Genomic DNA, 24,976 nt, shown 5'->3' on the forward strand with positions numbered 1-24,976 from the left:
CATTAGGCAGTGCGCCTCGGGGAGCTGGGATACTGAGCACCGTGACGTCATCATCCCCGGAGCCTGGGGGTCCGCCCGCCCCAGCAGCCGATGGGCGGCCCGCCGCCGAACCCAAGGTGGTCGCCGAGGGCCAGTCGGTACCGGTGCCCCGCCCGGCCAAGGACCGGCTGCTGCAGGACGGCCGCGACATGTTGTGGTCCATCGTGCCGCTGGTGGTGGCGTGCGTCGCCCTGGCCGGGATGCTTGGGATGTGCTCGTTCGCGCCGCAAGGGCCAGGTAAGGGCCCGGCGCCGCAATACGACGCGCCGGCCGCGCTCAAGGCCGACTCGGCCGCCCTGCACATTCCGATCCGGGTGCCGGTGCTCCCGGACGGGTGGCACGCCAATTCGGGATCGCGAGGCAGCATCGACGGCGGCCGTACCGACCCCGTCACCAAGCAGTCCGCGCGGGCGGTGACGTCCAAGGTGGGCTATCTCACGGCCGCCGGCATGTACGTGGCGCTGATCCAGAGCAACGCCGACGAGGAGAAGCTGGTGTCCTCGATCCACAGCGGCATGTACCCGACCGGGGCGCAGGACCTGGGCGGCGTGCACTGGGTGGTCTACGAGGGCGCAGGCGAGGACCAGCAGGGCACCGAGCCGATCTGGACGGCCAAGCTCAATGGTCCGACCGGGCCGGCGCAGGTGGCAGTCAGTGGGTCGGCGAGTGCGGCGGACTACCGGACTCTGGCAGAGGCGACGCAGAAGGCGGCGCCGCTGCCGTAGCGGGCGGTGTTCGGCGGGCCCGGATCGCGGCGACGAGCCGGGCGAGGTGGCCCGGGCGTTCGTCGGGGTCGGGTTCGTTGAGCGGAACGCCTTTGTAGACCGCGAGATACACGCTGATCGTGGTGACGACGACGATCATCAGCACTGGCCCGATCACCAGGCCCAGGAAACCGAACATTGCGATCCCGGAGAACACCGAAAGCAACATCAGCGCCGAATCCAGCCGGGCGGCCCGCGGCACCAGGATCGGCCGGAGCACATTGTCGATGTTGGTGACCACCAGGACGTGGAACGCGATGACGAACAGACCGCCGCCGACATTGCCGAACAGCGCCATGCCGATCCCGAACGGGATGCTGACGACACCGCCGCCCAGCGGGATCACGGACAGCGCGCTCAGCAGGATCGCGAAGATGAAGAACCCGTCGTGGAATCCGGCGATGTAGATCGAGATCGCGCCGGCCACACCCTGGGCCAGGGCGATGACGAACTGGCCCAGGACCGTCCCGCGCACCATGGCGCCCATCTTGGCCAGGTAGAGGTCGGTGACCTCCTCGCCGAGCGGATTGAGCCGGCGGATCAGCAGGACCACTTCGTCGCCGTTGGTGAGCAGCGAGATGAACACGTACAGGAAGATCACCGCGCCGGCCAATGCGCCGAACAGTCCGCCCGCGGCGTCCTGCAGCACGTTCAGGCCCCACTCGCCGGCGCGCTGCGCGAACGTGATGATCCATTTCTGGAGCGACTCACGCGTCAGCGTCACGTCGTGCAGGAACGGGATTTGTGCCAGTAGGTCGTTGACGGCCTGCAGCGAACGGGTACCGACCGCGCCCATGTCGGTACGGCTCACCCAGTCCGACACGTTGCGGACCATGTTGCCGATCTGGACGACGCCGATGGCGATGGCGGCGCCGATCGGCACGATCACCATGACCAGTGCGGCCAGCAAGGTCAGGGTGGCCGACAGGCCGGTGCTCAGCCGCGTGGAGAGTCGGCGGAACAACGGGGTGAACAGGTAGGCCACCACTCCGGCGATCACGACGAGGATGAACTGGCCGCGCAGGAAATACGCGCCGAATCCGACCGCTAGAACCGTCGCGACGGCAAGTGCCCGCTTCTGGGTGACCGTGAAATCGGTGTCCATGACGGTGATTCTGTCGGATTTCGGGCCGGCGGCTACCCCGACGCGAGCTTGAGAATGTGACTCATGATGTCCGGATAGCGCTTCAGGTGCGCGCCGCCGTTGAGGTCCAGCACCTCGCCCGTCATCCATGACGACTGCTCTGAACACAGGAACAGCACGGCATTCGCGATGTCCTCGGGGGTGCCGGCGCGGCCCAGCGCGGTGTTCTCCACGTACTCGTCGACGACACCGGGGATCAGCGCCGCGCCCTCGGTCAGCGGGGTATGCACGAAGCCGGGGGCGACGGCGTTGACGCGAATTCCCTTGGGACCCAACTCCAATGCGGCCACTTCGGTCAGCATCGACAGGCCGGCCTTGGCGGCGCTGTAGGCGCTCATACCGATGGCCGGCTGGCGGCCGTTGAGCGACGAGATGCACACCAGCGACCCGCCCTCGCGCAGCCGGCGGCCGGCGTACTTGGCGACGATGAACGAGCCCGTCAGGCAGCAGTCGACGACGGCGCGGAAATCGGCGACCGGCATGTCCACGATGAGTCCGAAGGTCGAGAACCCGGCGCAGCTGACCACGGCGTCGAGTTCGCCGGCCTGCTCGAAGGCGGCGGCGACGGACGCCTCGTCGGTCACCTCGACAACGACCGCCGTGTGTGGTGCGCCGAGTTCGGCGGCACGGGCCGCGGCGAGTTCGGCGTTCCGGTCGGCGATGACGACGCGGTAGTCCTGCGCGGCCAGACCCCGGGCGCAGGCCCAGCCGATACCGGAAGCCCCGCCGACGATGAGGGCGCTGCGCTGTGTGCTCACTGGGTTCTCCTGGGCCAAGGCGGTCGTGTCACCCCGACCGGAGTGAACAGATTACTCAATCTGTATACACCTGAATCCGACGTGACTCATCCCCGTATCGACTGCGTGGGGACGACGGGCTGCCGGCCGGTAGCGCAGGCAGTAGCCGTCCGCGCAGAGGAATGACCCGCCCTTGATCACCCGGCGTGGTACTGGCTTCCCTGGCTGATCGGGGTCGTAACTGTCTGCGGCGCAACACGGTTGGTTGTTTTTGGTCGCGCCGTAGAAGTCGGTGGTCCACTCCCAGACGTTGCCCGCCATGTCGAACAGGCCGTAAGCGTTGGCGGGGAAGCTGCCCACCGGTGTGGTCTGGCCGTAGCCGGTGTCCGGCAGGTAGGGGAACTCGCCGTGCCAGAAGTTGGCCAACGGTTGCCCGGGCTGCTCGGGTTCGGAGCCCCAGGTGTAGGTGGCGCGATTCAGGCCACCGCGCGCCGCGACCTCCCACTGCGCCTCAGTGGGCAGGGTCAATCCGGCCCAGTCGGCGTACGCGGCCGCGTCCTCGAACGCCACGTGGACGACGGGATGGTGCTCGCGATTCCGCAGCGACGATTTCGGGCCACGTGGATGGTTCCAGCACGCGCCCGGCGTCCACGTCCACCATTGGCTGAGGTCACGGAGGTCGACGGGGCCGGGCGTGCGGCGGAACACCATGGAGCCCGGTTGCAGATTCTCGGCGGGTGCGCCCGGATAGTCGGCGGCATTGAGCGGCCGTTCAGCGACGGTGACGTAGCCGGTGGCTTCGACAAAGGCGCCGAACGCGGCGTTGGTCACCTGGTGGGGCTGCATCCAGAAGCCGTTGACGGTGACCTCGCGGGCCGGGGCCTCCTCAGGGTAGTGCTCGTCGGAACCCAGCACCGCGGTCTGTCCCGGAATCCACACCAGGGTCAACGGGGGAACACCTCGGCCCAGTCGGACTGCATGCTCGCGACGGTCCACCCTTCGGTTTTCGCCAACTCCAGCACCCGCTCCGCCCCTGCGATGTAATCGAATTCGCGGTCGGCGTCGTCGTGCCGCACCAGCAGCCGGAAGCAGCGGGAGTACTCGAGCATCTCGATATCACCGTTGGAATTGCCCGCGGCGAAGATCGGCTGGCGGCCGGTGCGACCCCAGATGCGGGCCGGTTTCACCGGGCCGTCGTCGAGGAACTCCGGCCGCGACGTGGTGTACAGCTCACCGTCTTTGTATTGCAGCGCAACGGAACTGCCGATCACGCGCTCGGGTGGGACGCCGTACATAGCGCCGGTGACCGGCCGCATGAAATCCCGTCCGCCGCCGGAAGCGATGTAGCAGGTGAATCCGTTCGATTCCAGGTACCGCAGCAACTCGATCATCGGCACGTAGCCGCACGAGGTGTACGGCCGGTCCAGCGTCGGATGCCGCACCTCGGAGAAGAACGTCGTCACCCGTCCGGCGAGTTCGCCGACGGTGATGGCGTCGTCGGCCGAAAGCACGCCAACAGCAAGGATTCTCAGATCGCTGTCGTCACCCTGGTAGTGCTTGGTGACGGCCGCGCCGAACCACTCCAGGTCGCCCGAAGCGGCTGCGGCGTAGGGCTGCCGAGCGGCCAGCGCCGGATCAACCGCGGCTTGCGCGGCCAGCCGCCGCATCAGGAAATCCAGCTGGATGTACGCCGGCTTCTCGCACCACAGCGTGCCGTCGTTGTCGAAGACCGCGACTCGGTCTTCTGGCGCAACGAAATCGGGGCCCGGGGTCGTGACGCGCCCGACGAAGTCGACGATCGCCGCCTTCGTCGGGCCGTGGTTCCAGGAGTCCAACACCTAGCGCCTTCAGTCCGCGGCCAGGAACTCGTGGAGCTTCTCGACGATCTGGTCGATGCTGAAGCTGGCCGGTGGGTGCCTCGGCGGGAACTCTTTGAAGGTGTCGAGGAACGCCGCGGCCATCGCCGTCGCATAGAACGCGAAGAAGTCGCGCCGCAGGAACCACTCGTAGTACGTGTTCGACGTGATGTCGGCATACTCGAACGGGTCGGTGCGCAGGTTGAACAGCTTGGGCACCCGCAGGGGCGTGAACGGCTCGGCCCAAATTCGCAGCGTCCCTTGGCAGCGTTGCTCGGCGAAGACGATCTTCCAGTTCTCGAAGCGCATCGCGACCAGTTCGGCGTCGTCGTTGAAATAGAAGAAGCCGCGACGCGGGCTGTGCTCGGCCTCGCCCATCAGGTACGGCAGCAGGTTGAACCCGTCGATGTGCACTTTGTACTCGGTATCGCCGTCGGCGCCGGCCTTGTGACCCTTCTTGAGCTTCTCGGCGATGTCGGGGTCACCTGCGGCGGCCAGGAGTGTCGGCAGCCAGTCGTGGTGCTGGATGATGTCGTTGGAGACGGTGCCCGCCTTGATCTTTCCGGGCCAGCGGATCATCTCCGGTACGCGGAATGCGCCTTCCCAGTTGGTGTTCTTCTCGCTGCGGAACGGGGTGGTGCCGCCGTCGGGCCACGTGTTGCGGTGCGGGCCGTTGTCGGTCGAGTAGATGACGATGGTGTCGTCGGCGATGCCGAGTTCGTCCAGGACGTCCAGCACCGTGCCGACGTTCTTGTCATGGTCGATCATCGCATCGTGGTATTCGGACTGCCACAGCCCGGCCTGCCCGCGGCTCTCGGGCTTTACGTGCGTGTACAGGTGCATGTGGGTGAAGTTGCACCAGACAAAGAACGGGTTACCGGCCTCGTGCTGCCGCTTGATGTAGTCGACGGTGCGGTCGGCGATGTCGTCGTCGATGGTCTCCATCCGCTTGGCGGTGAGCGGGCCGGTGTCCTCGATGGTCTGCTTGCCGACGGGACCGAACTTCGGGTCGTCGGGTTCGGTGGAGACCTCGGCGGTGGCTTTGCAATTCATCACTCCACGGGGCAGCGCCTTCTCGTACAGCAGCGGGAACTGGTCTTTGTGTGGGTAGTCGAACTGCTCGGGTTCTTCTTCGGCGTTGAGGTGGTAGAGGTTGCCGTAGAACTCGTCGAACCCGTGCACGGTTGGCAGGTACTTGTTGAGGTCACCGAAGTGGTTTTTGCCGAACTGGCCGGTGGCATAGCCCAGCGGCTTGAGCAGCTCGGCGATGGTTGGATCGTCTGCGGCCCAACCGATGTCGACGCCCGGGATGCCGACTTTGCTCATGCCGGTGCGGTACACGCTCTGCCCGCTGATGAACGCCGCCCGGCCTGCGGTGCAGCTTTGCTCGCCGTAGGAGTCGGTGAAGCGCATGCCCTCGGCGGCGATGCGGTCGATGTTGGGGGTGCGGTAACCCATCAGCCCGTCGCTGTAGCAACTCAGGTTGCTGATGCCGATGTCGTCACCCCAGATCACCAGGATGTTGGGTTTGCCGTCGGACATGACAGAGCTCCTCGGTCGAAGCGGAAATTCCTGTGTCCGTTCGACTTTATGTGTGTGCCGACGATTCCGGTACGAGTTCGACGGACGTTCAGCTGCGTCGCTGTAATTCGGTACTGGTCACCAGCGGCGGCGGCGGTTTGGTGGTGGAGCGCGCCACCTGTATGTGCTCGGAATCGGCGGCATGAGTTGCTGCACGGTCTACCCGTAGCGAAGAAGGCGGTTTCGATCCCGGAGCAGTCTGGGAGGGCTAGAAGTTCGGCCGACATCATTTTTTGACTGGGAGCGTTGCGCAGTGGTCACTGATGTCGCCTGTGGGCGCACCGCCTCGCAAATTCAGCGCGTTCTTCGGGTTCTTATGGCCGGGGCAATACCGCGCCTTCGCCGAAGCTGAGGCCGACAGGGCCCGGGACTGAATGATACAGCTCGACAGCGCTATTCGCATGCTGATTGAGACGGCCGGTAAGTCATCCGCGGTCGGCGCGCAAAGTCATCACTGTCAGGTGCGGGGTCAGATAGGCGCCCCGGAATCCTGCGCCACGGCCGACCGTTTGCGTTTGACGTGCACGATGTAGGACGCCTGGTAGGCCAGTGCTAGAGCCAGGACGGCAAGCTGGGCGATGAGATACATCAGCTGACCCGAACCTGGGTGGGCCAGTTGGACCACGCTCAGCAGCGCCATGATGAGGAGCATGGCTGCCCAAAAGCTGGTCAGCACAAAACAGGTGCGGATGAATGAAACCGTTTCACGCTCCTCGGGAGTCGCACTTTCGCGGGCGTAGTTCTCGACGAACGGTCGGTCCATAATCATCGAAAGCATAACGGCCACAAAGAGAATGGCCGATGGAAAGACGCCTAGGTGTCGAATGACCCACGCGTTTTTCAGCCAAACCGCAAGAACAAGCGCGACGGTAAAGAAGGTACCGGTCGCCCACAACATCATTCCGCGCGTCAACCGTGCCCACGCCATGACAATCAACAGCGCAATTCCCGTATATACGCCGATCTGCAGCCGCACCAGTGAATGCCCCATGGAGATGAACCAAAACGCGAAGAGAGGCGCGAGAGATCCAACGATCTTGATGATCTGTTTGAGGCTGCCAAGGGTGATGTCATCGATCTTTGGCAGCCCTGATCGCCCTCTCGGCGAACGTCGGTCCACTCGATATCCCCTTCTTTTCCGGTAACCACAGAAAATCGTGAATCCGCCCCGGGACCGTCTTTCCTGACGTCTCAGTGTTCCTTGCGGCCATCGGCTTGAGCAGAGGCGAAGGTCCCCGTGGTTGGTCGTCAGCGGGACTTCTGCGCCGGCCTTTCTGGCTCAGCCGTCGCGTCCTGGACCACGCCCTCCGACCGAGTTTGCTCAGTGGCGGTGTGCCCATCTAGCTGGTCCGGCGCGATGTCGCGCCCGCGCCCGCAGGCCGCTTCGCGCCAAGCCGGCGCGGACCGCAGAATTGGTTCTGGCCATAGCGAAATGCACGCCGCGGCGCTCCAGTTCGCCCGCGCCGCCCGGCGGGCTGCAGCCGCTTCCGATAGCGATTGCACGGTGCCGCTCAAGGTGACGTCGCCGTCACTGGCTTGGATGTCGATGTGGTTCAGTTCCCGATCGAGGGTGCGCGTCAGTTCCGTCCTGATGCGGTCGCGCACATCAGAAACATTGCGGGTTGGCCTTCAACTGCTCGATGACATCTTCGATCAGGGCGGTGTCATCTTTCCTCACAGGTCTTGCTCCTCCTGCTCAGACGGTTATTGCGCCCGCACGTCTGGGCCGCGATGCAATCGCGGCCGTTTTCTCGCCCAAGATCGCGAAGCTCGATGCCGCTAGCGGGGCTGCGCGCACACGCATGCCTCATTCCGGATATCGGGCTTGTTGCCTTCATTTCCAACGTTTGCTCGGTGGTGCCCTGAGGTCGTTACGGCTGGGTGGGTAAGAAAGACAAGTTGAATCTCGCCGATCTGTACCAGGTCACCGCTGTTCAGCGACGCCGTCGGATCGATCGGCTGACCATTGACGGAGATGCCATTCAGGCTGCCCACGTCCACCAACGAGAATGTGCCACTGTCCCAATGAATTTCGGCGTGCCGCCGACTAACGGCGATGTCGTCGAGAAAGATGTCGCTATCGCGCAGCCTGCCGATGGACGTGACGGGCGAATCCAACAGGAACCGCGATCCAGGGTGCGGACCCCGGGTTACGACCAGTACAGCCCAGTCGGTCGGCCCTGCGCCCCGATCGCCGACATCCGCGGTGCGCGTTGAGAAATCACGCTGAGTGGGTGCGGTTTCCATAGCGCTTATCAGCGCCGGGTCCAAGTCTGACCGCCGCCGCATCGCGACCATTGCCTCTGACATGATGCCTCCGATACCCGACTGTCCGTCACTGTTAGCTCACACTGTGCGACCGCGCTCGCACCAGGGACGAAAGTCACTGCACGGCGGGCATTGAGATGGCGGCCGGGGAAGCAGCCGGGTGTTGCGGCGCCGAATTCCTCGACGAGTCGCTCGATGCACTCCCGTGGCGCCAGAACGGCCCCGATCGGCACTCGTCACGTGTCGACATCAGGCGGCGCAAAGCGCACCCTTGAATTGGGAAGGTGATCGACATGTACGACAAGGATCTGACCAACAAGTGGCACGTCGAGATCGAGTTCTTCGAGGACGATGTTCACACCCACGCCTCGGCGCATGCCCGGCTCCGTGACGACACCATCGCCACGACGGGGGATGCCTACCGCAATCCCAAAGATCCGAGTGCGCCGATGATCGGCGAGGAGATCGCGGCCGCCCGCGCCCTCATCGCGCTCGGGACCGATCTGCTCGTCGCCGCTTCGGCCAACATCGAGCAGTCAACCAAACGGCCCGCGCACCTCTACCGCTGAGTAGAGGCACACGGGCCGTCGGGGTTTCGTGGCGGCTACTTCGCAGCGTCCGCCTCTTCCATCTGACGGAAGAGGTCGACGTAATACGGCATGCACTCCTTCATGGCCTGCTCGGTATTGAACAGCGGCTCGTAGCCGAGGTCGCGCTTGGCCTTGGCGATCGAGAAGTAGTTGTTCAGGTACAGCCGCTCCACGGCCAGCGGCTCGATCAGCGGCTCGGGCAGGGCGAACTTGAAGTGCAGCCACTGCCACGCCATCATCACGCGGTGCACGAGCTTGCCGGAGACGTAGAAGGTTGGCAGCTTGCGGCCGCACGCGGTGATCACGGGGCGGGCGAACTCGAACATGTTGAGCGGTTCGCCGTCGTTGATGAAGTACGCCTGCCCGGGTGCGGTACCGCCCGGCACCAGGTGCTCGCCCGCCAGGATGAAACCGTGGATCAGGTTGTGCACGTAGGAGTTGTCCAGCTTGATGTTCTTGTTGCCCACCAGGACTTTGACGTGGCCGGCGAGGATGTTCTCGAACACCTTGCGGAACATGGTCTGGTCGCCCCGGCCCCAGATGCCGCTGGGCCGGATGGAGCAAGTGAGTAAGCCCGACCCGTCCCCCTCAATGTCGTTCTGCGACAGCACGAACTTCTCGGCGGCGACCTTGGTCTCGGTGTAGAGGTCGTTGAAGCGAGCGGTGTACGGCATGGTCTCGTCGCCGTTCTGGATGTCCTGACCACCCATCACCACGCTGTTCGAGGCGGTGTAGACGAAGCGCTTGACGCCCGCGGCCCGGCCGATCTTCACCAGGTTCTCGGTGCCACCGACGTTCACGCCGAAGCTGCGGTTGCGGTACTCGTCGGTGACGGACGCGCCGCCCATGAGGTCGATGATCGCCGCGGTGTGGATGATCGTGTCGATATCCTTGACCGCTGCCGCGACGTCGTCGGGGTTCGTGATGTCGCCGACCTGCGTCTCCAGATTCGGGTTGGCCGGCAGCGGGGACGGCACCCGGTCGAACGACCGGACGTGGTGGCCACGGTCGAGCAGTTCGGTCACCAGGTTGGCGCCGACAAAGCCAGACCCGCCGGTTACCAGCACGCGGCCGAGGTCTGTGGTCAGGGAAGCATCACGCATGATGCAGGAGCATAACTGAAACGTGTTCCAGTTAACAGGGCGCTGCGGAAATTACCGCGGTGATCAATTTTCGTCGTCGGCGCCCGCGGCGAGTGCGTCCTCGACCTTCTTGCGCGCGCCGGCCAGGTGCTCTTCGCACCGTTTTGCCAGCTGTTCGCCCCTTTCCCAGAGCTGCAGCGAGGTATCGAGATCGAGCCCGCCCGCCTCCAGTTGGCGGACAACCTCGATCAGTTCGTCGCGGGCATCTTCGTAGCCAAGCTGACTAATGTTCGTCATATATTCCTTCGCTCACGGTCGTGACGGCGCCGTCGGCCACCCGGATTCGGAGTCTGGTTCCCGCCGGGGCATCCTGTGCGGACCGCAGGACCGCGCCGGCTGCCGACAGGTTCTGCACCACGGAGTACCCACGCGCCAGCGTCGCGGCCGGGCCCAGGGTGGCCAGCCGGGCCGACAGGTGGCCGACATGGTCGGTTTCAGTGGCGATCAGCCGCCGGATATCGCGCCGCGCGGCTGCCACCGCGCGGGTGATCTCCTCGGCGCGGACGTCGAGCGCGTGCAGTGGCTGTGCCAGGACCGGGCGGCCGCGCAGTTGACCGATGAAGCGCTCTTCGCGGTGCACCCAGTTGCGCAGCGCCTGTGCGCTGCGCCGGCGCAGGTCGGTCACCAACGCCTGTTCGGCGGCGGCGTCTGGGACGATGCGTTTGGCAGCGTCGGTCGGGGTGGCCGCCCGCAGGTCGGCGACCAGGTCGCAGAGTGGGTTGTCCGGTTCGTGCCCGACGGCGCTGACCACCGGGGTGGTGCAGGCGGCGATCTCGCGGCACAGCGTCTCGTCGGAGAACGGCAGCAGGTCCTCGACGCTGCCGCCGCCGCGTGCGATCACGATGACGTCCACGTGCGGTGCGGCGTCCAGGGCGCGCAGGGCCTCGACGATCTGTGGCACCGCATTGGTGCCCTGCACAGCGGTGTTGCGGATATCGAAGTGAACCGCGGGCCAACGGCTTTCGGCGACCGTGACGACGTCGTGCTCGGCTGCCGAGGCCCGACCGGTGATGAGGCCGATGGTGCCCGGTAGGAACGGAATCGGGCGCTTCAGCCGCGGATCGAACAGACCCTCGGCATCCAGCAGCCGGCGTAGCCGATCGATCCGAGCCAGCAGCTCGCCGATGCCCACCGCGCGAATCTGGCTGATACGCAACGAGAACGAGCCGTTGCGGGTGTAGAACTGCGGCTTGCCCAGCATGATCACCTGGGTGCCCTCGGACAGCGGGACCGGGGCGTCGTCGACCAGAGCACGCGGGCAGCTGACCGACAGCGACATGTCGGCGGCCGGGTCGCGCAGCACCATCCACGCCGTCGACTGGCGCAACTTCAGCTCGGTGAGCTGGCCCTCGATCCAGATGGTGCCGAGCCGGTCGATGTACTTGGCCACCCGGGTGGACACCGCCCGGACCGGCCACGGATTCTCGGCCGAGTTCTCGTTCTCGGCCGCTGCGGCAGCCGACGTCACCGCATCACTTCGCGGTCGCGCGGGTGATCCTGTTGGCCAGCAGCGTCTGGAACGGCGCGCGGGACTTCGTGTTGTTCTCGTAGGTCAGCAGCGCCTCGAGGTCGTCCACTTTGAGCTGGGGCAGCCGCGCCCGCAGCTGAGCCAGCGTCAGGTCGGCGTAGCTCAGATCGTCGACGACGGCCGGGGTCACAACCGCTCCGTTGTTGGCCGAACCGTTCGTCGCCGGCTTCGGGGCGTCGGCGGCACCGGTGCTGTACAGCGCGAAGCGGCCCTCGGTCAGGCGGGCGCCGTCGGGCTGTTCGGTGGGGGCAGCCGTGTCCGTGGGGGCCGCGTCCAGCAGATCCTCGTCGAAGGTGGCCCACTCCGGCTGCTCATCCTTCGGCGGGAACCACTGCTCGAGCGTCTCGTCGCCCTTGTTGACCAGTTCGGCCAGGTCTTGCTGCATCTTCATGACCAGCTGAGCGAACTGACTGGCCAGAGTCATCGGGTAGGTCAGGATGGTGTGGGGGAGCCGAATGGTCTCCTCGAGCGCGGTCGCAGCCGCGCCGACCAGCAGCCGGACTCCGTAGGGCGCAGTAGACATGCTTGCCAGAGTACGGCTGGCTGGGGCTTGGCGGTGGTCAGTACCCTTGAGCCATGCCACCGACGATCAATATGGGCATTCCCGGCGCCACCGTTTCGGTCGCCGGCGCCGCGATGAGCAAAACCGGCAAGCGCGTGCTGCTCGCCGAGCCGCGCGGCTACTGCGCAGGCGTCGACCGCGCCGTGGAGACCGTCGAGCGGGCACTGGAAAAGCACGGCGCTCCGGTGTACGTGCGGCACGAGATCGTGCACAACCGCTACGTGGTGGACACCCTGGCCAAGGCCGGGGCCGTGTTCGTCGAGCAGACCGATGAGGTGCCCGAGGGTGCCATCGTGGTGTTCTCGGCCCACGGCGTCGCGCCGACGGTGCACGAGGAAGCCGCGGCGCGTAATCTGCGGACCATCGACGCCACCTGCCCGCTGGTCACCAAGGTGCACAACGAGGCCAAGCGCTTCGCCCGCGACGACTACGACATCCTGCTGGTCGGCCACGAGGGCCACGAAGAGGTCGTCGGCACCGCGGGCGAGGCACCTGACCATGTACAGGTCGTCGACAACCCCGACGCCGTCGACAAGGTGACGGTGCGGGATCCCAACAAGGTCATCTGGCTGTCCCAGACCACCCTGTCCGTCGACGAGACCATGGAGACCGTGCGGCGACTGCGGGAGAAGTTCCCGACGCTGCAGGACCCGCCCAGCGACGACATCTGCTACGCCACCCAGAACCGCCAGGTTGCGGTCAAGGCGATGGCCCCGGAATGCGAGCTGGTGATCGTCGTCGGCTCGCGCAACTCGTCGAACTCGGTGCGCTTGGTCGAGGTGGCGCTGAATGCCGGCTCGAACGCGGCCAAGCTGGTCGACTACGCCGAGGACATCGATCCGGCGTGGCTGGAGAACGTCACGACGGTCGGCGTCACCTCAGGTGCGTCGGTGCCCGAGATCTTGGTGCGCGGCGTGCTCGAGCGCCTCGCGGAATTCGGCTACGACACGGTCCAGCCCGTCACCACCGCCAACGAGACGCTGGTCTTCGCGCTGCCGCGCGAGATTCGTCCGGCCCGGCACTGATTTTCGAGCGCTTTTCCGAGCGGTGACGCGGCCGGCGTCAGTCCCAGTTCTGGGGCTGACGCGGACGGCGCTCACCTGGCTCGGGTGCTGCGGCGTCGTCGTCTGAACCGCGGTACCGCACCCGGGAAACCGGGTGGTGGGCGCCGCTGGGCGGCGCGCTCCGCGACGGCCGAGCGGGGGACTGGTAGCGGTCGCTGGGCTCGTACGGATCGTCGGCGTAGCGACGACGGCGCGGCTCGGACGCGGCCGGGCGCTGTGACGGCCGCTCGTAGCGATCCCGCTCCCGTGGCTCCCGGTAGTCGTAGCGCTCCTGCGGCGGGGTGCGACGCGGTTCACGCGGGTCGGTGGCCGGTCGCGGGCGACGACGGGGCTCGTCGGGAACGGCATACGGGTCGGTGGCTGCCGGGCGTGGGCGAGCGGGCCGCGGCCGCCGCATCTGACCCGGCACCGGATCGATCAGCTCGGTGTCGCCGGCGTGCGCACGGGCACGTGCCGGACGCGGTGCGCGTTGCGGATCGGCGGAGCTACGGCGCGGTGAGTCGGCTGACGAACGACGCGACGGGGTCGCCCGGGTGCGGGTACTGCGCGGCGTCTGACCGGTGGTCAGCTTGGTGAGCTTGGCCGACAGCGTTGCGGCGAGTCCGGCCAGTCCGGCGGGCGCGACGTCTTCGTCTTCGTCGTCGGCCTGGCGGCGGGTGCGGCGCGGCTTGGCCTCGGCGACTGCCTCGTCCTCGTCGTCCTCGTAGGTCAGGAACTGCGGCAGGACAAACCAGCGGACCAGGCCGAGGACGAGAACCGCCGCTGCGGTGAAGAACATCGTCGGAAAACGCTCGATCAGCGGATACCCGCAATTGATCAGCAGGTCCTTGATGCCGGCGATCTTGTCGCTGTGGAACATGAAGTACGCGCCGGGAACAGCAACGAAAAGAATCAGCGGCGGCTGGATGACGGCGGTGAAAATGCCGGACCGCCGCACCGCGAGCACAGCGAGTACACAGCCGGCCACGTAGCAGAAAGTGAAGAAAGCGCTGAGTTCTTTGTCACCGGTGCCGGCGTCGTAGGCGAAGCCGATCGCGGTGGCTGTGACGGCCAGCACAATGGCTCCCCACCAGGGGATTCCCGGGATGCTGGGCAGCGCCGAGCGGCGATCGAGGGCGGCTTCGGGCCCATGATGCTCTGCTGACACTCCTAGACCGTACCGGCAATTCCTGCCATAGCGCCGATAGGTGGGGTTTGGAACAGTGTGGCGCCGCTTAAATGTCGTGACCTGACACGTTGTTGTCAGGCGGCGAGCCGGCTGATGGGTGGTTTTCCGCTGAGGGCGGAGTGGCCTCGTTGAGTGTTGTAGTGGTCGAGGAATCGGTCAAGGCCGTGTGTGCGTTGGCTGTTGGAGGTCCATGGGCGGGCGTAGGCCCATTCGGTGAGCAGGGTCCGGTTGAAGCGTTCGGCTTTGCCGTTGGTCCAGGGGCAGCCGGGTTTAATGAAGCGGCGTTTGAGCTGCCACGCGGAGCACACCCAGCCCCAGTTGGTGCCGCGGCGGTAGACCAAGGCGTTGTCGGTCAGCAGTCGCCTCGTGCGCACGCCGTGGCCGGCGAACCAGAGCAAGGCTCGGTGCAAAAACGCTGCGCAGGTCAGGTCTTTTTCATCGGTGTGCACTTCGCTGTAGGCCAGCCGGGTGCGGTCATCGATAGCGGTGTGGATGTAGTCGTAGCCGATCTTGGTTTTCTTGTGCCGGTTGGCAATTGACACTTTGGCGTCGCGTCCGTGCAACCGCCAACCCCCACCACGGGGGATTCGGCCGAGCTTTTTGACATCGACATGGACCATGGCCCCAGGGGTGCGGTGTTCATAGCGGTTCGGTTGGCGCCGCGAGGTGCGCACCGACGTGCCGGTGATCGGATCGATCGCCGACAGATGCGGCACCTGATGGCGCGCGAGAATCCGTCCGATCGTCGACGGATTCAGATTCAGTTCGGCGGCGAGCACCACCGCACCACGCTTGCGGCGGGCCCGGGCGGCCAGCACCTTCTTCTCGACCTGGGCGCTGGTGCGCCGGGGCATGTGATTCGGGCGTGATGAGCGGTCGGCCAACGCCGCCTCACCGCCTTCGGCATATCGGCGCAGCCACTTGTACACCGTCGACCGTGAAATACCGAGTTGCTCGGCCACATGCGCCGGTGGCCAACCAGCGGCGACACGCTCAACGATCAGGCGACGAGCGAACAGATTGGTACGGGCGTTAGCGTGAGACACGAGGACCTCCTACGGGTGAATGCCAGACACATCCACTCCGTCAGGAGGTCCTCCCCATTTCAAGCAGGCACGCCGTCAACAACCTCTTGGGTCACGACACTTAAACTGTCGAACTCGTGGGTCTGAACCTGGGAATCGTCGGTCTGCCGAACGTCGGAAAGTCGACGCTGTTCAACGCGTTGACACGTAATGACGTGCTCGCGGCTAATTATCCGTTCGCAACGATCGAACCCAACGAGGGCGTGGTGCCGCTGCCCGACCCGCGGCTAGACAAACTCGCCGAGATCTTCGGTTCCGAGAAGACCGTCCCGGCGCCCGTGACGTTCGTGGACATCGCCGGCATCGTGAAGGGCGCGTCCGAGGGCGCGGGCCTGGGCAACAAGTTCCTGGCCAACATCCGGGAGGCCGACGCCATCTGTCAGGTGGTGCGCGCCTTCGCCGATGACGACGTCGTGCACGTCGATGGCCGCGTCGACCCCAAGTCCGACATCGAGGTCATCGAGACCGAGCTGATCCTCGCCGACATGCAGACCCTCGAGAAGGCGCTGCCGCGGCTCGAGAAGGAAGCCCGCACCAACAAGGACCGCAAGCCGATACTCGACGCCGTGGTGGCCGCCCAGGCGATCTTCAACGAGGGCAAGACGCTGTTCTCCACCGGCAAGGACTGGTCGATCCTGCGGGAACTGAACCTGATGACCGTCAAGCCGTTCCTGTACGTCTTCAACGCCGACGAGTCGGTGCTGACGGACGAGGCGCGCAAGGCCGAGCTGTCGGCTCTGGTGGCACCGGCCGAAGCCGTGTTCCTGGACGCCAAGATCGAGGCCGAGCTGCTGGAGCTCGACGACGAGTCCGCCGCGGAGCTGCTGGAGTCCATCGGCCAGACCGAGCGCGGCCTGGATGCGTTGGCGCGCGCCGGTTTCCGGACGCTGAAGCTGCAGACCTACCTGACGGCCGGACCCAAGGAAGCGCGCGCCTGGACCATCCACCAGGGCGACACCGCACCCAAGGCGGCCGGCGTCATCCACACCGACTTCGAGAAGGGCTTCATCAAGGCCGAGATCGTGGCCTTCGATGACCTCGTCGAGGCCGGCTCGATGGCCGCTGCCAAGGCCGCCGGCAAGGTCCGGATGGAAGGCAAGGACTACGTCATGGTCGACGGGGACGTGGTGGAGTTCAGATTTAACGTGTAGCTGCGGATGTGAGGGGTACGCACGCGGTCGGCGTCGATTTCGTGCATACGGCTCACTCTCGATCTTGGTTCGCCGAACGATCCGAGTGGTTCAGCCACCACAGGACCAGGGGCGAATTGGACGCTAGAATTCTGTACATGGAGACGCTTCCGCTCGCAGAAGTTCGCGCGAACCTCTCAAAGCTGGTTGATGAGGCCGTGCGCACGCATCAGCGTGTCGAGGTAACCCGCCAGGGCCGTCGAGCAGCAGTGCTTCTCAGTGCCGATGACTACGACTCGATCATGGAGACTTTGGACATCCTCGGCGACGCAGCCGCGATGGCCGCAATGCGGGAGGCGGATGCCGATATCACTGCCGGGCGCCTCTACTCCGCTGACGAGGTTGAGGCGGAACTCCGTGCGAAAGGGATTGTGAAATAGCGGCGTATCGGATCGAGCTGACCCGCCGCGCTCGCAGGAGCCTGTCTGAGGAGTTGCCAGAGGAGGTTGCGGCTGCCTGTTGGGAGTTCATTACGAACGTTCTGGCGGACAACCCGTTACGGGTCGGAAAGGCGCTGCGTAATGACCTCGCAGGTAGATACTCTGCGCGCCGGGGTGACTTCAGGGTGATCTACGAGATTCACGACGACAGAATCGTGGTTCGGGTTATCGACGTGCGTCACCGGCGAGACGTTTATCGGTGACGCAATTCGGTGGAGTTCCGCTTCAACGTGTAGGTCCGGGCAGTGCCCCGAGGGTGGAGAAGATTGCGCAATCGCGCAATCTTCTCCACCTCCGGTGACAGCCACATGTGCCTAGTACATTGACGGCTGTGAGTGGGGATTGGCGCATCGATCGAGTCGACAAGCTGCGGTCATTGATCAAACAAGCCGAACCCGATGTCGTCGAGGAGTCCAAGTGGCGCAAGCCGTCCAACCCCGACGGTGTGCCGACGTTTTCATTGGACGGCCTCATCTGCACGGTGGAGACGTACAAGGACAAGGTTAAGACGACCTTCGCCAAAGGCGCGTCCCTGAACGACCCGGATCATTTGTTCAACGCGAGTCTCGACGCGGGAGTCCGGCGTGCCATTGATCTGCACGAAGGCGACGAACTGGACGCAGACGCGTTCAAGGCATTGATTCACGAGGCAGTGAGAGCCAACCGCAGTTAGGGTGCCGGGGCCGATCGTTCACGGGGGCCGGCGTCATCTATCGGCGACACAACGTGGTGGAGATTCGCGCCAACGTCTAGCGAGTATCAATCGGCGAGGGCCAGGACCTCGTCGAAGCCCGCGACCAGGCAGTCGCGGAACGCGTCGAAATCCGGGATCGCGCCGGTGTCCACGTCGATTCCCAATGAGCAGGTATCGACGTAGGTCAACAGTGTGACGTTGACGGCAGCACCGATCGTCGGCCCGAATGCGTACTGCGCCCGCACTTTTGCGCCACCCAGATACACCGGTACCGGGATGCCGGGCACGTCGCTGGCGAGGAAGTCGACGTGGCGCAGGATCGACCCGATGTACCAGCGCGGCATCAAGTTGAGGGCGCCGGCGATCAATTGGGTATAGGGCAGCGACTTCTCATGACGCACTTGCTGCGTGCGTTTGTTGATCGCCTTGATCCGCTGTGCGGGATCGGCTACTCCGACCGGCACGTCGAACCGCATCAGGGTGATCCGGTTGCCGCCCATGGGGTCGTCCTTGGTTCGCAGGCTCACTGGCATGGTCAGATGCAGATCACCGACGTTGACGCCGTGCTTGTTGTGGTAGTGGCGCAGTCCGCCGGCTATCCCGGCAACGAATGCGTCATTGAGTGCGCCGCCGCCGCGATGTGCGGCCTCGTGTAATCGGGGTCTCGACACTTCCAACACCCCGAGGCGCCGAACCAGCGAGCGCTTCGTCATCAATGGGGAACCGGTTCGGTTCACCGGTCGCACGGTGCGATACACCGACGCCACCAACTCGGTCGCCTCCGATGCCGTCTGGAGCGGACGGCGAATGCTGTTCAGCGCCAACGAGGGTCCCGCCCGCAGCGCGCCGCGGACGGCCGCCGACAACAGTCCCACGTCGTAGCCGATGGAGGCTCGGTAGCCCTGCAAGAGGTGCCGGCCCGGGATGTGGGGTTCGACAACCTCTTCACCGATCAGCCGCGGCTCCTCGCTGAGGTCGAACAGCGTCATCGCGATCTGCACGCCGCCCAAGCCGTCGGTCAACGAGTGGTGGAACTTGCACACCACCGCCGCACCGCTGTCGGCCAGGCCGTCGATGAACGTGACCTCCCACATCGGGCGGGCGTGGTCGAACTCATCCATGGCCGCGCGCCGCGCCATTTCCAAGACGACGTCAAGATTTCCCGGCTCAGGCGCCGACACCCGGGAGAGGTGGAAGTCGAGGTCGAAGTCGCGGCAATGCACCCACCGCGGCGGCGCCGGCGGCACCGACTCGACCAGCCGTTTGCGCAACATCGGTAGCTTCGTGGCGATCAGCTGGAATCGCGAGCGCACGACGCTCCAGTCCGGTACGTGCTCCAACAAGATCACCGTCACTACCGTCGATCGCAAGCGGGGATCGCTTTCCATCGCCCAGGTGAATGCGTCGCTGGCGCTCATGAATTCAGGCATCGTGGCCTCCAACACGAAGCTACGACGCCAGCGATCCGCGTCACAATGCCATCGGCGTCGGCGGTGACTTTGTCCCCTAGTAGTGAGGTCCATCGCCCGAGCTGACCTTGCCACCCGATAGCACGTGTGAGAACTTCGTAACAGAGCCTTAACGGAGGCTCCCGGACGATGGGTGCCGTACCCGGTGTGCGACAAGACGGCCCGGGAGAAACGTCATGGCGTGGGTGGTTCTTGTCATTTCCGGTGTCCTCGAAGCGGTGTGGGCAACAGCCATGGGCAAATCCGAAGGGTTCAGCAGACTGTCGCCAAGCATCGTGTTCGCAGTTGCGATCGTTGCCAGCATGGCGGGGTTGGCTTACGTGATGCGCGATCTTCCGGTCAGAACCGCCTACGCGGTCTGGGTGGGAATCGGCGCCGTGCTCACTGTGGTCTACGCGATGGCGACCGGCGACGAGCCGACGTCAGTGCTAAAGGCGGTTTTCCTGGTGATGATCGTCGGCGGCGTGGTGGGGCTCAAACTCGTGCACTGATCCCGTGTCGGGCGTAGGTTGCCCGCCATCCCGCTTGAGCCATCGACTGTGAGGGCTGTGCACCCGATCGGCACGATTTTCGTGCACAGGGCTCACGGTCGTGATGACACCAGGCGATGAGCGACTCCGTCATCTCGCCGTACGTTTGGCCGGCCTCATTCGGGCCGTTGTTCGCGCCGAACTGCGGTTGGCGGTCATCCCCTCGACGGATTTACGTAGGCCGCAGGGACTTGATCGTCTTCATCGGGAACCGCGACGAGACGCGATGGATGCCGGGGATGGACAGCACCTTGCTGGTCAAGAACTGCTCGTAGGCAGCGAGGTCCGCGACCGCGACGCGGCAGAGGTAGTCCGGCGACCCGAACAGTCGATGGAGTTCGAGGACTTGGGGATACGCGGCCATCTTGTCTTCGAAAGACTCGATGCTCGTCATGTCGAAGTCCGTGATCTCGATGTCGAGAAGCACTTCGAAGCTCTGGTTGGCGGCGGCGGGTGAGATCTGGGCCTGGTAGCCGACGATGACGCCGTCGGCTTCGAGTCGCTGCACCCGGCGCAGGCATGGCCCCGGAGTGAGCCCGACCCGTTCGGCCAGTGCGACATTCGCGATCCGGCCATCCTCGCGTAGGACGTCAATTATTGCTGCATCAAGGCGGTCCATAACCAATTATTGCCCGATACCTGTCGGTAGGGCACTAAGTGGCAACCATATTCTGCGCTCGACCTGGGATCATTGTTGTCATGGCTACTCTGGCGCCGGCATCGCGAAAGGCGGAGATCGCCGCCGGTGTGCGGGCGTCGCTCGCCGCCGGCCTGGGTATGTACCCGATCGGCGTCGCCTTCGGCTTGTTGGTCATCCAGGCGGGCTTGCCCTGGTGGGTCGCGCCTGCGCTGTCCATCGCGTGTTTCGCCGGCTCGCTGGAGCTACTGCTGATCGGCATGATCGCCGCCGCGACCCCGTTGGCCACCATCGCGCTGACCGCGTTCCTGGTGAACTTCCGCCACGTCTTCTACGCGTTCACGTTCCCGCTGCACGTCGTGCGGAACCGAGTCGCGCGTGCCTACTCGGTCTACACGCTGGTCGACGAGGCGTACGCGGTCACCGCCGCCAAACCGCGCGGCTGGACGTCGTGGCGCCTGGTCTCGATGCAGGCCGCGTTCCAGTTTTATTGGGTCGGCGGTGGTTTGACAGGCGTCCTGCTCGGGTCGCTGCTGCCGGCCCGTATCGAAGGGCTCGAGTTCGCACTGTGCGCGCTGTTCGTCACCCTGACGCTCGACGCGTGCCGATCCCGCGATGGCGTGCCCTCGCTTCTGCTCGCCGCCCTCAGCTTCTCGCTCGCGGTGGTGATTGCGCCGCACGCGGCGTTGTTCGTCGGGCTGCTGCTGTTCATCGCCGCGCTGGTCGCGCGCTACCTCCTGGGGCGGTCGCGTCGTGCTTGATCTCAAGTACCTCGCGGCCGTCCTGGCCACCGTCTTCGGCATCAATCTGGCGTTGCGTGCGGTGCCGTTCGCGATTCTCCAGCCCCTGCGAAAGTCCCGCTTCGTCAACACGATGGCCGCCTGGATGCCGGTCGGCATCGTGGTGATTCTCGCGGCGAGCACGTTCCGCTCGGTTGCCGTCGACGGCAACCGCTTGGCATTCGCGGCATTCGCGGTGGCGCTCACCGCGGGCGTCCACCTACGCGGCGGGCGACGGACGCTTCTCAGTGTCGGCGCCGGAACCCTGGCCTATGTGTTGCTCGTCAACGGGTTCTGACGACAGCCGGCATTCTCGATCCCTCGCTCATCAAGCCCTCTCGGCCCAGCGAGGTTGTCGGTGGGTGCCGATAACGTGCCCGCCATGAAGCTTGTCTCCACCCGCATCATCACCGCCGACGTGCCGAGCCTGGTCGGCTTCTACGAACTGGTCACCGGCGCCGCGGCGGTCTGGGCCAACGAAATGTTCGCGGAAATCCCAACGCCGGTAGGTACTTTGGCTATCGGCAGCGTCAAGACCGTCCCGCTGTTCGGGGCAGGCTCCGCTGAGCCCGCGGCGAACCGAAGCGCCATCATCGAGTTCATCGTGGCCGACGTGGACGCCGAATATGCACGTCTGCGAGGCCGGCTCGACGAGGTCGTCACCGAGCCCACCACGATGCCCTGGGGAAACCGCGCACTGATGTTCCGCGATCCCGACGGCAACCTGGTCAACCTCTTCACTCCGGTGACTGACGACGCAAGGGCAAAATTCGGCGTGTAGCCCCGGTTCGCGGCCTAGCATCTGCTGGTGGGCTTCGTCGTCTCACCGGAAGCGTACGGCCGCTACATGGGCCGGTATGCCGAGCCTCTTGCGGAGGTGTTCGGCGCCTTCTGCGGGGTCAGTGGCACGGTGCTGGACGTGGGCTGTGGCCCCGGTGCGCTGACGGCGTATCTTCACTCTGCCGGGGCCAGCGTTGTGGCCGTCGATCCGTCGCCGACATTCGTCGATGCGGTCGGCGAGCGCTTCCCGGCGGTCGATGTCCGCCTCGGTACCGCCGAGCGATTGCCTTACGGCACGGGGGCTTTCGATGCCGCGCTGGCCCAGCTGGTGGTCCATTTCATGACCGATCCCGTGGGCGGTGTCAGCCAGATGGCGCGGGTGACGCGCAATGGCGGCGTCGTCGCGGCTTGTATGTGGGACGCCAAAAGCGGTGCGCTCACGCCATTTTGGGATGCGGTGCATGCCATTGACCCGGACGCAGACGATCAGGGCCTGGTCTCGGGTGCGCCGCGCGGCTACCTGACGGACGTCTTCCGTGCCGCGGGTCTGAGTGACGTGCGGGAGGAGCTCATCGCGGTTGACGTCGTGCACCCGAGTTTTGCCGAGTGGTGGGAGCCGTACACATACGGCGTCGGCGTCGCGGGTGACTATGTGCAGCGCCTCGATGACAAGGCTCGAACACAGCTGGAAACGGTTGCGCGCCAACGGCTGGGCGCTGGTCCGTTCACGGTGACCGCTGCCGCATGGGCCGTCCGCGGCAGGGTCAGTCGACCGAACTGATGCTCGCGTTGCAAATCGGCAGGTCGATGCCCATCGGGTGGGACGTGAAGTCGTCGGGCGGGGTGACCACCAGCTGCCCCCAGCGGGCACATGTATTGCCCGTGCCCGTGTCCACCGCGGACGTCGACACGTCGGCCGTGGCGATGTCGCCGGGTTGCAGGGTTAGCCGATGTGCCGCGTTGGCCGGTCGCCGTGGCACGTTGATCAGGACGCCGCCGGCCGGCGTCACCAGGTCCGCGCCGGGGTAACCGACCATGGTGCAACCGCGTGATGAGGTGTTGCGGAACGACACCACGACGCGGCGCTGAGTGTTGGCCGTTTGCAGCGGCCCGACCGTGACTTCGAGGTCGTTGTCCTGACAAGGCCCGAGTTGTGTTGCTGCCGAGGGGGTTTGGGTGGCCGGCGCCGTTACTGTTCCGGTCAGGGGCGGCGCGGCCGACGTCGCCGTGACGGGAGACGCGCTGGTCTGCCGAGGAGCGGTCACGGTCACCGTCGAGGGTGCCGGCGCCGAGTGCTGAGTCGAGCAGCCCGCGGCGAGCGCGACCGTAAGCGCGCACAGTGACCACGCCAGCACCTTCATGAGCGTTCCTTCGTCGTTCCCGCCGGTTGGTGCGTTCAGTATCCGATGAACGGACACGGCGGCGGGGTGATTACGCGATCCCCAGCGCCGCGGCGGTCAGGTGCCACAGCCGTTCGGCCGCGAGATCCGGGTCCGGGCGCGGTGTCGCCCTGAGCTGCTGGGCGATGCTGTGCCGCAGGCCGCCGATGACGAACGCGCCGGCGCTGGCGGGGTCGATGTCGCCGGGCAGCTGGCCGAGCTCCTGGCCGTGGCGGATGTTGTCGGCCGCGGCCTCGCTCATGGTCTGGAGATGGACTGCTTCGAGTTCGGCGAGTTCCGGGTCCAGCGTGGCGCGGCCGAGCAGGATCGGCGCCAGCTCATCGTCGAAGTGATAGACGACGAAATGCCGGGTGCGCTCGCGCTCGCGGACACCCCAGTCGGCGTCGGTGGGCAGGTGCGCATCGGCGATCGCGTTGCGCAGCCCGTGGTAGAAGTCGTCGTACACCGCGGCGAGCAGCCCGCTTTTGGACCCGAAATGGTGATAGAGGGCGCCGGTGCTCAGTTGGGCCCGGCGGGTGAGTGCGCTCAGTTCGAGCACTCCGTTACCGCGTACCAGTTCGTGGCGGGCGGCGGTCAGAAGTTGTTGACGTCCGATCGGGGCGCGTGCCATAGTCCGAAACATAACAGAACTCGGTTATGTTTCCGGCGGGAGTGGGGCTATGAGTACTGAAGTGTCATCGTTGGCGGATTTGAGTGGCGACCTGGCCGGGACGTATCGCCGCACCGCGAGCAGCGGCGCGGCGATCGACCCCGCGGTCGTTGATGGCGACCTCGCCACGATGATGCGCGACGGCTACGTGGTCCTGCCCGATCTGCTCAGCGCGGCCCAGCTGGACGGGATTCGCGAAGCGGTTGCACCGCTGTTGAACCTGCACGGCCGCAACGGATTTGAGGGCAGATTGACCCAGCGAATCTACAGCGTGCTGAACAAGGCGAGCGCGTGTGATGTCATCGCCGACCATCCGCGGGTGCTGGCGCTGCTGGACCGGATGTTCCTGCCGAACTACCTGTTGTCGATGCTGCAGGTGATCAACATCCTGCCGGGCGAACAGGCGCAGATGCTGCACACCGACGACGGTTTCTACCCGTTGCCGCGTCCCCGCGCCGCGCTGGGTGCGGCGACCATCTGGGCCATCGACGATTTCACGGACGACAACGGGGCCACCGACGTCGTCCCCGGCAGTCACCGCTGGGGCGACCAGCTGCCTGGCGACGACGTCGAACGCCGGCCCGTGGTGATGAAAGCCGGGTCATGCGTGTTCTTCCCGGGCACGCTGTGGCACGGCGGTGGAGCCAACCGCACCGACCGTCCGCGGCTGGCCGTCACCGCTCAATACTGCGAGCCGTGGCTGCGGCCGCAGGAGGCGTTCACGCTGTCGATGACCCGCGATACCGTCCGCCGGGTGTCGGAGGACATCCGCCGCATGCTGGGCTACAGCATCCATCCGCCGTTCATCGGGCAGGTCGACGGCATGCATCCCAAGCGGCTGCTGGATTTGGACTCATAAACTGCTGATAGTCCGTGGTGT

Annotated in this window: 31 protein-coding genes and 1 riboswitch; of the genes, 13 read left to right on the top strand and 18 right to left on the bottom strand. The window is 65.5% G+C overall.

The genetic code is table 11. The features are described from left to right. Positions 1-41: 41 nt before the first annotated feature. Positions 42-764 (top strand): DUF4245 domain-containing protein, encoded by a 723-nt coding sequence (locus ACX12F_RS05020; protein WP_459368545.1) that lies wholly within the window; start codon positions 42-44, stop codon positions 762-764. On the opposite strand, the gene ACX12F_RS05025 is transcribed toward ACX12F_RS05020, so the two are convergent. The 8 genes from ACX12F_RS05025 to ACX12F_RS05060 all read right to left on the bottom strand — a co-directional run bounded on the left by ACX12F_RS05025 (position 691) and on the right by ACX12F_RS05060 (position 8,431). After that, positions 691-1,908, bottom strand: coding sequence for an AI-2E family transporter (locus ACX12F_RS05025; protein ID WP_459368546.1), 1,218 nt, complete (start codon positions 1,906-1,908; stop codon positions 691-693). The two genes, ACX12F_RS05020 and ACX12F_RS05025, sit on opposite strands and share 74 nt — an antisense overlap. A 32-nt stretch (positions 1,909-1,940) precedes the next feature. Further along, entirely contained in the window at positions 1,941-2,705 is a 765-nt protein-coding gene (locus ACX12F_RS05030; protein ID WP_459368547.1) for an SDR family NAD(P)-dependent oxidoreductase, read from the bottom strand. Positions 2,706-2,756: 51 nt separating this feature from the next. After that, positions 2,757-3,632, bottom strand: a complete 876-nt coding sequence (locus ACX12F_RS05035) for a formylglycine-generating enzyme family protein (RefSeq protein WP_459368548.1) — start codon at positions 3,630-3,632, stop codon at positions 2,757-2,759. Beyond that, complete coding sequence (locus ACX12F_RS05040) at positions 3,629-4,522, bottom strand: HAD family hydrolase (protein WP_459368549.1); 894 nt, start codon at positions 4,520-4,522, stop codon at positions 3,629-3,631. The genes ACX12F_RS05035 and ACX12F_RS05040 overlap by 4 nt, the downstream gene beginning before the upstream one ends. A 9-nt stretch (positions 4,523-4,531) precedes the next feature. Next, positions 4,532-6,082 carry an arylsulfatase gene (locus tag ACX12F_RS05045; protein WP_459368550.1) on the bottom strand — a complete coding sequence of 517 codons (1,551 nt, stop codon included), beginning with the start codon at positions 6,080-6,082 and terminating at the stop codon, positions 4,532-4,534. A 508-nt stretch (positions 6,083-6,590) separates the two neighbouring features. Next, positions 6,591-7,241, bottom strand: coding sequence for a hypothetical protein (locus ACX12F_RS05050; protein ID WP_459368551.1), 651 nt, complete (start codon positions 7,239-7,241; stop codon positions 6,591-6,593). A gap of 128 nt (positions 7,242-7,369) precedes the next feature. Beyond that, the gene (locus ACX12F_RS05055; protein ID WP_459368552.1) at positions 7,370-7,726 is read right to left on the bottom strand and encodes a BON domain-containing protein; all 357 of its coding nucleotides are present in this window, start codon (positions 7,724-7,726) and stop codon (positions 7,370-7,372) included. 174 nt (positions 7,727-7,900) lie between these two features. Next, on the bottom strand, positions 7,901-8,431 hold the full coding sequence (locus tag ACX12F_RS05060; protein ID WP_459368553.1) for an FHA domain-containing protein: 531 nt from the start codon (positions 8,429-8,431) through the stop codon (positions 7,901-7,903). A gap of 251 nt (positions 8,432-8,682) precedes the next feature. On the opposite strand from ACX12F_RS05060, the gene ACX12F_RS05065 reads away from it, so the two are divergent. After that, a complete protein-coding gene (locus ACX12F_RS05065; protein ID WP_459368554.1) occupies positions 8,683-8,958 on the top strand; it encodes a dsRBD fold-containing protein in 276 nt (91 codons plus the stop codon). Between the two features lie 35 nt (positions 8,959-8,993). Here the strand turns inward: ACX12F_RS05065 and ACX12F_RS05070 are convergent, their stop codons facing one another. The 4 genes from ACX12F_RS05070 to ACX12F_RS05085 form a co-directional block, all read right to left on the bottom strand. Then, positions 8,994-10,082, bottom strand: coding sequence for a 3-beta-hydroxysteroid dehydrogenase (locus ACX12F_RS05070; RefSeq protein ID WP_459368555.1), 1,089 nt, complete (start codon positions 10,080-10,082; stop codon positions 8,994-8,996). A 63-nt stretch (positions 10,083-10,145) separates the two neighbouring features. Next, positions 10,146-10,358 (bottom strand): exodeoxyribonuclease VII small subunit, encoded by a 213-nt coding sequence (locus ACX12F_RS05075; RefSeq protein WP_459368556.1) that lies wholly within the window; start codon positions 10,356-10,358, stop codon positions 10,146-10,148. Continuing rightward, on the bottom strand, positions 10,345-11,589 hold the full coding sequence (gene xseA / locus ACX12F_RS05080) for an exodeoxyribonuclease VII large subunit (RefSeq protein WP_459368557.1): 1,245 nt from the start codon (positions 11,587-11,589) through the stop codon (positions 10,345-10,347). The genes ACX12F_RS05075 and xseA overlap by 14 nt, the downstream gene beginning before the upstream one ends. Positions 11,590-11,593: 4 nt before the next feature. After that, a complete protein-coding gene (locus ACX12F_RS05085; protein ID WP_459368558.1) occupies positions 11,594-12,172 on the bottom strand; it encodes a lipid droplet-associated protein in 579 nt (192 codons plus the stop codon). A 53-nt stretch (positions 12,173-12,225) separates the two neighbouring features. Between ACX12F_RS05085 and ACX12F_RS05090 the strand changes: the two genes are divergently transcribed. Next, complete coding sequence (locus tag ACX12F_RS05090) at positions 12,226-13,236, top strand: 4-hydroxy-3-methylbut-2-enyl diphosphate reductase (RefSeq protein ID WP_138228880.1); 1,011 nt, start codon at positions 12,226-12,228, stop codon at positions 13,234-13,236. Positions 13,237-13,273: 37 nt separating this feature from the next. On the opposite strand, the gene ACX12F_RS05095 is transcribed toward ACX12F_RS05090, so the two are convergent. Then, positions 13,274-14,422, bottom strand: a complete 1,149-nt coding sequence (locus tag ACX12F_RS05095) for a DUF6542 domain-containing protein (protein ID WP_459368559.1) — start codon at positions 14,420-14,422, stop codon at positions 13,274-13,276. A 95-nt stretch (positions 14,423-14,517) separates the two neighbouring features. Continuing rightward, entirely contained in the window at positions 14,518-15,489 is a 972-nt protein-coding gene (locus ACX12F_RS05100; RefSeq protein ID WP_459367633.1) for an IS481 family transposase, read from the bottom strand. Between the two features lie 116 nt (positions 15,490-15,605). Here ACX12F_RS05100 and ychF point away from each other — a divergent pair, with 116 nt between their 5' ends. From ychF to ACX12F_RS05120, 4 genes are all read left to right on the top strand, one after another. Beyond that, positions 15,606-16,679, top strand: a complete 1,074-nt coding sequence (gene ychF, locus ACX12F_RS05105) for a redox-regulated ATPase YchF (protein ID WP_459368560.1) — start codon at positions 15,606-15,608, stop codon at positions 16,677-16,679. Positions 16,680-16,816: 137 nt separating this feature from the next. Then, positions 16,817-17,098: a type II toxin-antitoxin system Phd/YefM family antitoxin gene (locus ACX12F_RS05110; RefSeq protein ID WP_459368561.1), complete on the top strand. Its 282-nt coding sequence runs from the start codon at positions 16,817-16,819 to the stop codon at positions 17,096-17,098. A 53-nt stretch (positions 17,099-17,151) separates the two neighbouring features. Beyond that, entirely contained in the window at positions 17,152-17,361 is a 210-nt protein-coding gene (locus ACX12F_RS05115) for a type II toxin-antitoxin system RelE family toxin (protein WP_459368562.1), read from the top strand. A 128-nt stretch (positions 17,362-17,489) separates the two neighbouring features. Continuing rightward, on the top strand, positions 17,490-17,831 hold the full coding sequence (locus ACX12F_RS05120) for a DUF1801 domain-containing protein (RefSeq protein ID WP_459368563.1): 342 nt from the start codon (positions 17,490-17,492) through the stop codon (positions 17,829-17,831). A gap of 86 nt (positions 17,832-17,917) precedes the next feature. Here the strand turns inward: ACX12F_RS05120 and ACX12F_RS05125 are convergent, their stop codons facing one another. Then, entirely contained in the window at positions 17,918-19,282 is a 1,365-nt protein-coding gene (locus ACX12F_RS05125; protein ID WP_459368564.1) for a wax ester/triacylglycerol synthase domain-containing protein, read from the bottom strand. Between the two features lie 140 nt (positions 19,283-19,422). Beyond that, positions 19,423-19,488: riboswitch (guanidine-III (ykkC-III) riboswitch) on the top strand. Between the two features lie 9 nt (positions 19,489-19,497). Between ACX12F_RS05125 and ACX12F_RS05130 the strand changes: the two genes are divergently transcribed. Then, positions 19,498-19,812, top strand: coding sequence for a DMT family transporter (locus ACX12F_RS05130; RefSeq protein WP_459368565.1), 315 nt, complete (start codon positions 19,498-19,500; stop codon positions 19,810-19,812). 211 nt (positions 19,813-20,023) lie between these two features. Here ACX12F_RS05130 and ACX12F_RS05135 read toward each other — a convergent pair whose 3' ends face one another. Next, positions 20,024-20,470, bottom strand: coding sequence for an Lrp/AsnC family transcriptional regulator (locus tag ACX12F_RS05135; RefSeq protein WP_459368566.1), 447 nt, complete (start codon positions 20,468-20,470; stop codon positions 20,024-20,026). Positions 20,471-20,550: 80 nt separating this feature from the next. Here ACX12F_RS05135 and ACX12F_RS05140 point away from each other — a divergent pair, with 80 nt between their 5' ends. The 4 genes from ACX12F_RS05140 to ACX12F_RS05155 all read left to right on the top strand — a co-directional run bounded on the left by ACX12F_RS05140 (position 20,551) and on the right by ACX12F_RS05155 (position 22,828). Continuing rightward, on the top strand, positions 20,551-21,249 hold the full coding sequence (locus ACX12F_RS05140) for an AzlC family ABC transporter permease (RefSeq protein WP_459368567.1): 699 nt from the start codon (positions 20,551-20,553) through the stop codon (positions 21,247-21,249). Next, positions 21,242-21,565 carry an AzlD domain-containing protein gene (locus tag ACX12F_RS05145; protein ID WP_459368568.1) on the top strand — a complete coding sequence of 108 codons (324 nt, stop codon included), beginning with the start codon at positions 21,242-21,244 and terminating at the stop codon, positions 21,563-21,565. Before ACX12F_RS05140 ends, ACX12F_RS05145 begins: the two co-directional genes overlap by 8 nt. An 84-nt stretch (positions 21,566-21,649) precedes the next feature. Then, a complete protein-coding gene (locus tag ACX12F_RS05150; protein ID WP_459368569.1) occupies positions 21,650-22,048 on the top strand; it encodes a VOC family protein in 399 nt (132 codons plus the stop codon). A gap of 27 nt (positions 22,049-22,075) precedes the next feature. Then, a complete protein-coding gene (locus tag ACX12F_RS05155; protein ID WP_459368570.1) occupies positions 22,076-22,828 on the top strand; it encodes a class I SAM-dependent methyltransferase in 753 nt (250 codons plus the stop codon). Here ACX12F_RS05155 and ACX12F_RS05160 read toward each other — a convergent pair. Together ACX12F_RS05160 and ACX12F_RS05165 are read right to left on the bottom strand one after the other, a co-directional pair. Beyond that, entirely contained in the window at positions 22,812-23,408 is a 597-nt protein-coding gene (locus ACX12F_RS05160) for a DUF4232 domain-containing protein (RefSeq protein WP_459368571.1), read from the bottom strand. The genes ACX12F_RS05155 and ACX12F_RS05160 overlap by 17 nt on opposite strands. A gap of 70 nt (positions 23,409-23,478) precedes the next feature. Beyond that, positions 23,479-24,057, bottom strand: a complete 579-nt coding sequence (locus tag ACX12F_RS05165) for a TetR/AcrR family transcriptional regulator (protein ID WP_459368572.1) — start codon at positions 24,055-24,057, stop codon at positions 23,479-23,481. A 49-nt stretch (positions 24,058-24,106) separates the two neighbouring features. On the opposite strand from ACX12F_RS05165, the gene ACX12F_RS05170 reads away from it, so the two are divergent. Beyond that, the gene (locus ACX12F_RS05170; protein WP_459368573.1) at positions 24,107-24,955 is read left to right on the top strand and encodes a phytanoyl-CoA dioxygenase family protein; all 849 of its coding nucleotides are present in this window, start codon (positions 24,107-24,109) and stop codon (positions 24,953-24,955) included. Positions 24,956-24,976 lie beyond the last annotated feature (21 nt).

It is taken from the genome of Mycolicibacterium sp. HS_4_1 (assembly GCF_054515875.1).

What these genes read in the sequence shown, in the direction of transcription:
- ACX12F_RS05160 (WP_459368571.1), bottom strand. Translation starts at nt 23,408, where the DNA reads ATGAAGGTGCTGGCGTGGTCACTGTGCGCGCTTACGGTCGCGCTCGCC.
- ACX12F_RS05090 (WP_138228880.1), top strand. Translation starts at nt 12,226, where the DNA reads ATGCCACCGACGATCAATATGGGCATTCCCGGCGCCACCGTTTCGGTC.
- ACX12F_RS05150 (WP_459368569.1), top strand. Translation starts at nt 21,650, where the DNA reads ATGAAGCTTGTCTCCACCCGCATCATCACCGCCGACGTGCCGAGCCTG.
- ACX12F_RS05170 (WP_459368573.1), top strand. Translation starts at nt 24,107, where the DNA reads ATGAGTACTGAAGTGTCATCGTTGGCGGATTTGAGTGGCGACCTGGCC.
- ACX12F_RS05045 (WP_459368550.1), bottom strand. Translation starts at nt 6,082, where the DNA reads ATGTCCGACGGCAAACCCAACATCCTGGTGATCTGGGGTGACGACATC.
- ACX12F_RS05085 (WP_459368558.1), bottom strand. Translation starts at nt 12,172, where the DNA reads ATGTCTACTGCGCCCTACGGAGTCCGGCTGCTGGTCGGCGCGGCTGCG.
- ACX12F_RS05025 (WP_459368546.1), bottom strand. Translation starts at nt 1,908, where the DNA reads ATGGACACCGATTTCACGGTCACCCAGAAGCGGGCACTTGCCGTCGCG.
- ACX12F_RS05125 (WP_459368564.1), bottom strand. Translation starts at nt 19,282, where the DNA reads ATGCCTGAATTCATGAGCGCCAGCGACGCATTCACCTGGGCGATGGAA.
- ACX12F_RS05140 (WP_459368567.1), top strand. Translation starts at nt 20,551, where the DNA reads ATGGCTACTCTGGCGCCGGCATCGCGAAAGGCGGAGATCGCCGCCGGT.
- ACX12F_RS05065 (WP_459368554.1), top strand. Translation starts at nt 8,683, where the DNA reads ATGTACGACAAGGATCTGACCAACAAGTGGCACGTCGAGATCGAGTTC.
- ACX12F_RS05075 (WP_459368556.1), bottom strand. Translation starts at nt 10,358, where the DNA reads ATGACGAACATTAGTCAGCTTGGCTACGAAGATGCCCGCGACGAACTG.
- ACX12F_RS05070 (WP_459368555.1), bottom strand. Translation starts at nt 10,082, where the DNA reads ATGCGTGATGCTTCCCTGACCACAGACCTCGGCCGCGTGCTGGTAACC.
- ACX12F_RS05060 (WP_459368553.1), bottom strand. Translation starts at nt 8,431, where the DNA reads ATGTCAGAGGCAATGGTCGCGATGCGGCGGCGGTCAGACTTGGACCCG.
- ACX12F_RS05110 (WP_459368561.1), top strand. Translation starts at nt 16,817, where the DNA reads ATGGAGACGCTTCCGCTCGCAGAAGTTCGCGCGAACCTCTCAAAGCTG.
- ACX12F_RS05135 (WP_459368566.1), bottom strand. Translation starts at nt 20,470, where the DNA reads ATGGACCGCCTTGATGCAGCAATAATTGACGTCCTACGCGAGGATGGC.
- ACX12F_RS05165 (WP_459368572.1), bottom strand. Translation starts at nt 24,057, where the DNA reads ATGGCACGCGCCCCGATCGGACGTCAACAACTTCTGACCGCCGCCCGC.
- ACX12F_RS05130 (WP_459368565.1), top strand. Translation starts at nt 19,498, where the DNA reads ATGGCGTGGGTGGTTCTTGTCATTTCCGGTGTCCTCGAAGCGGTGTGG.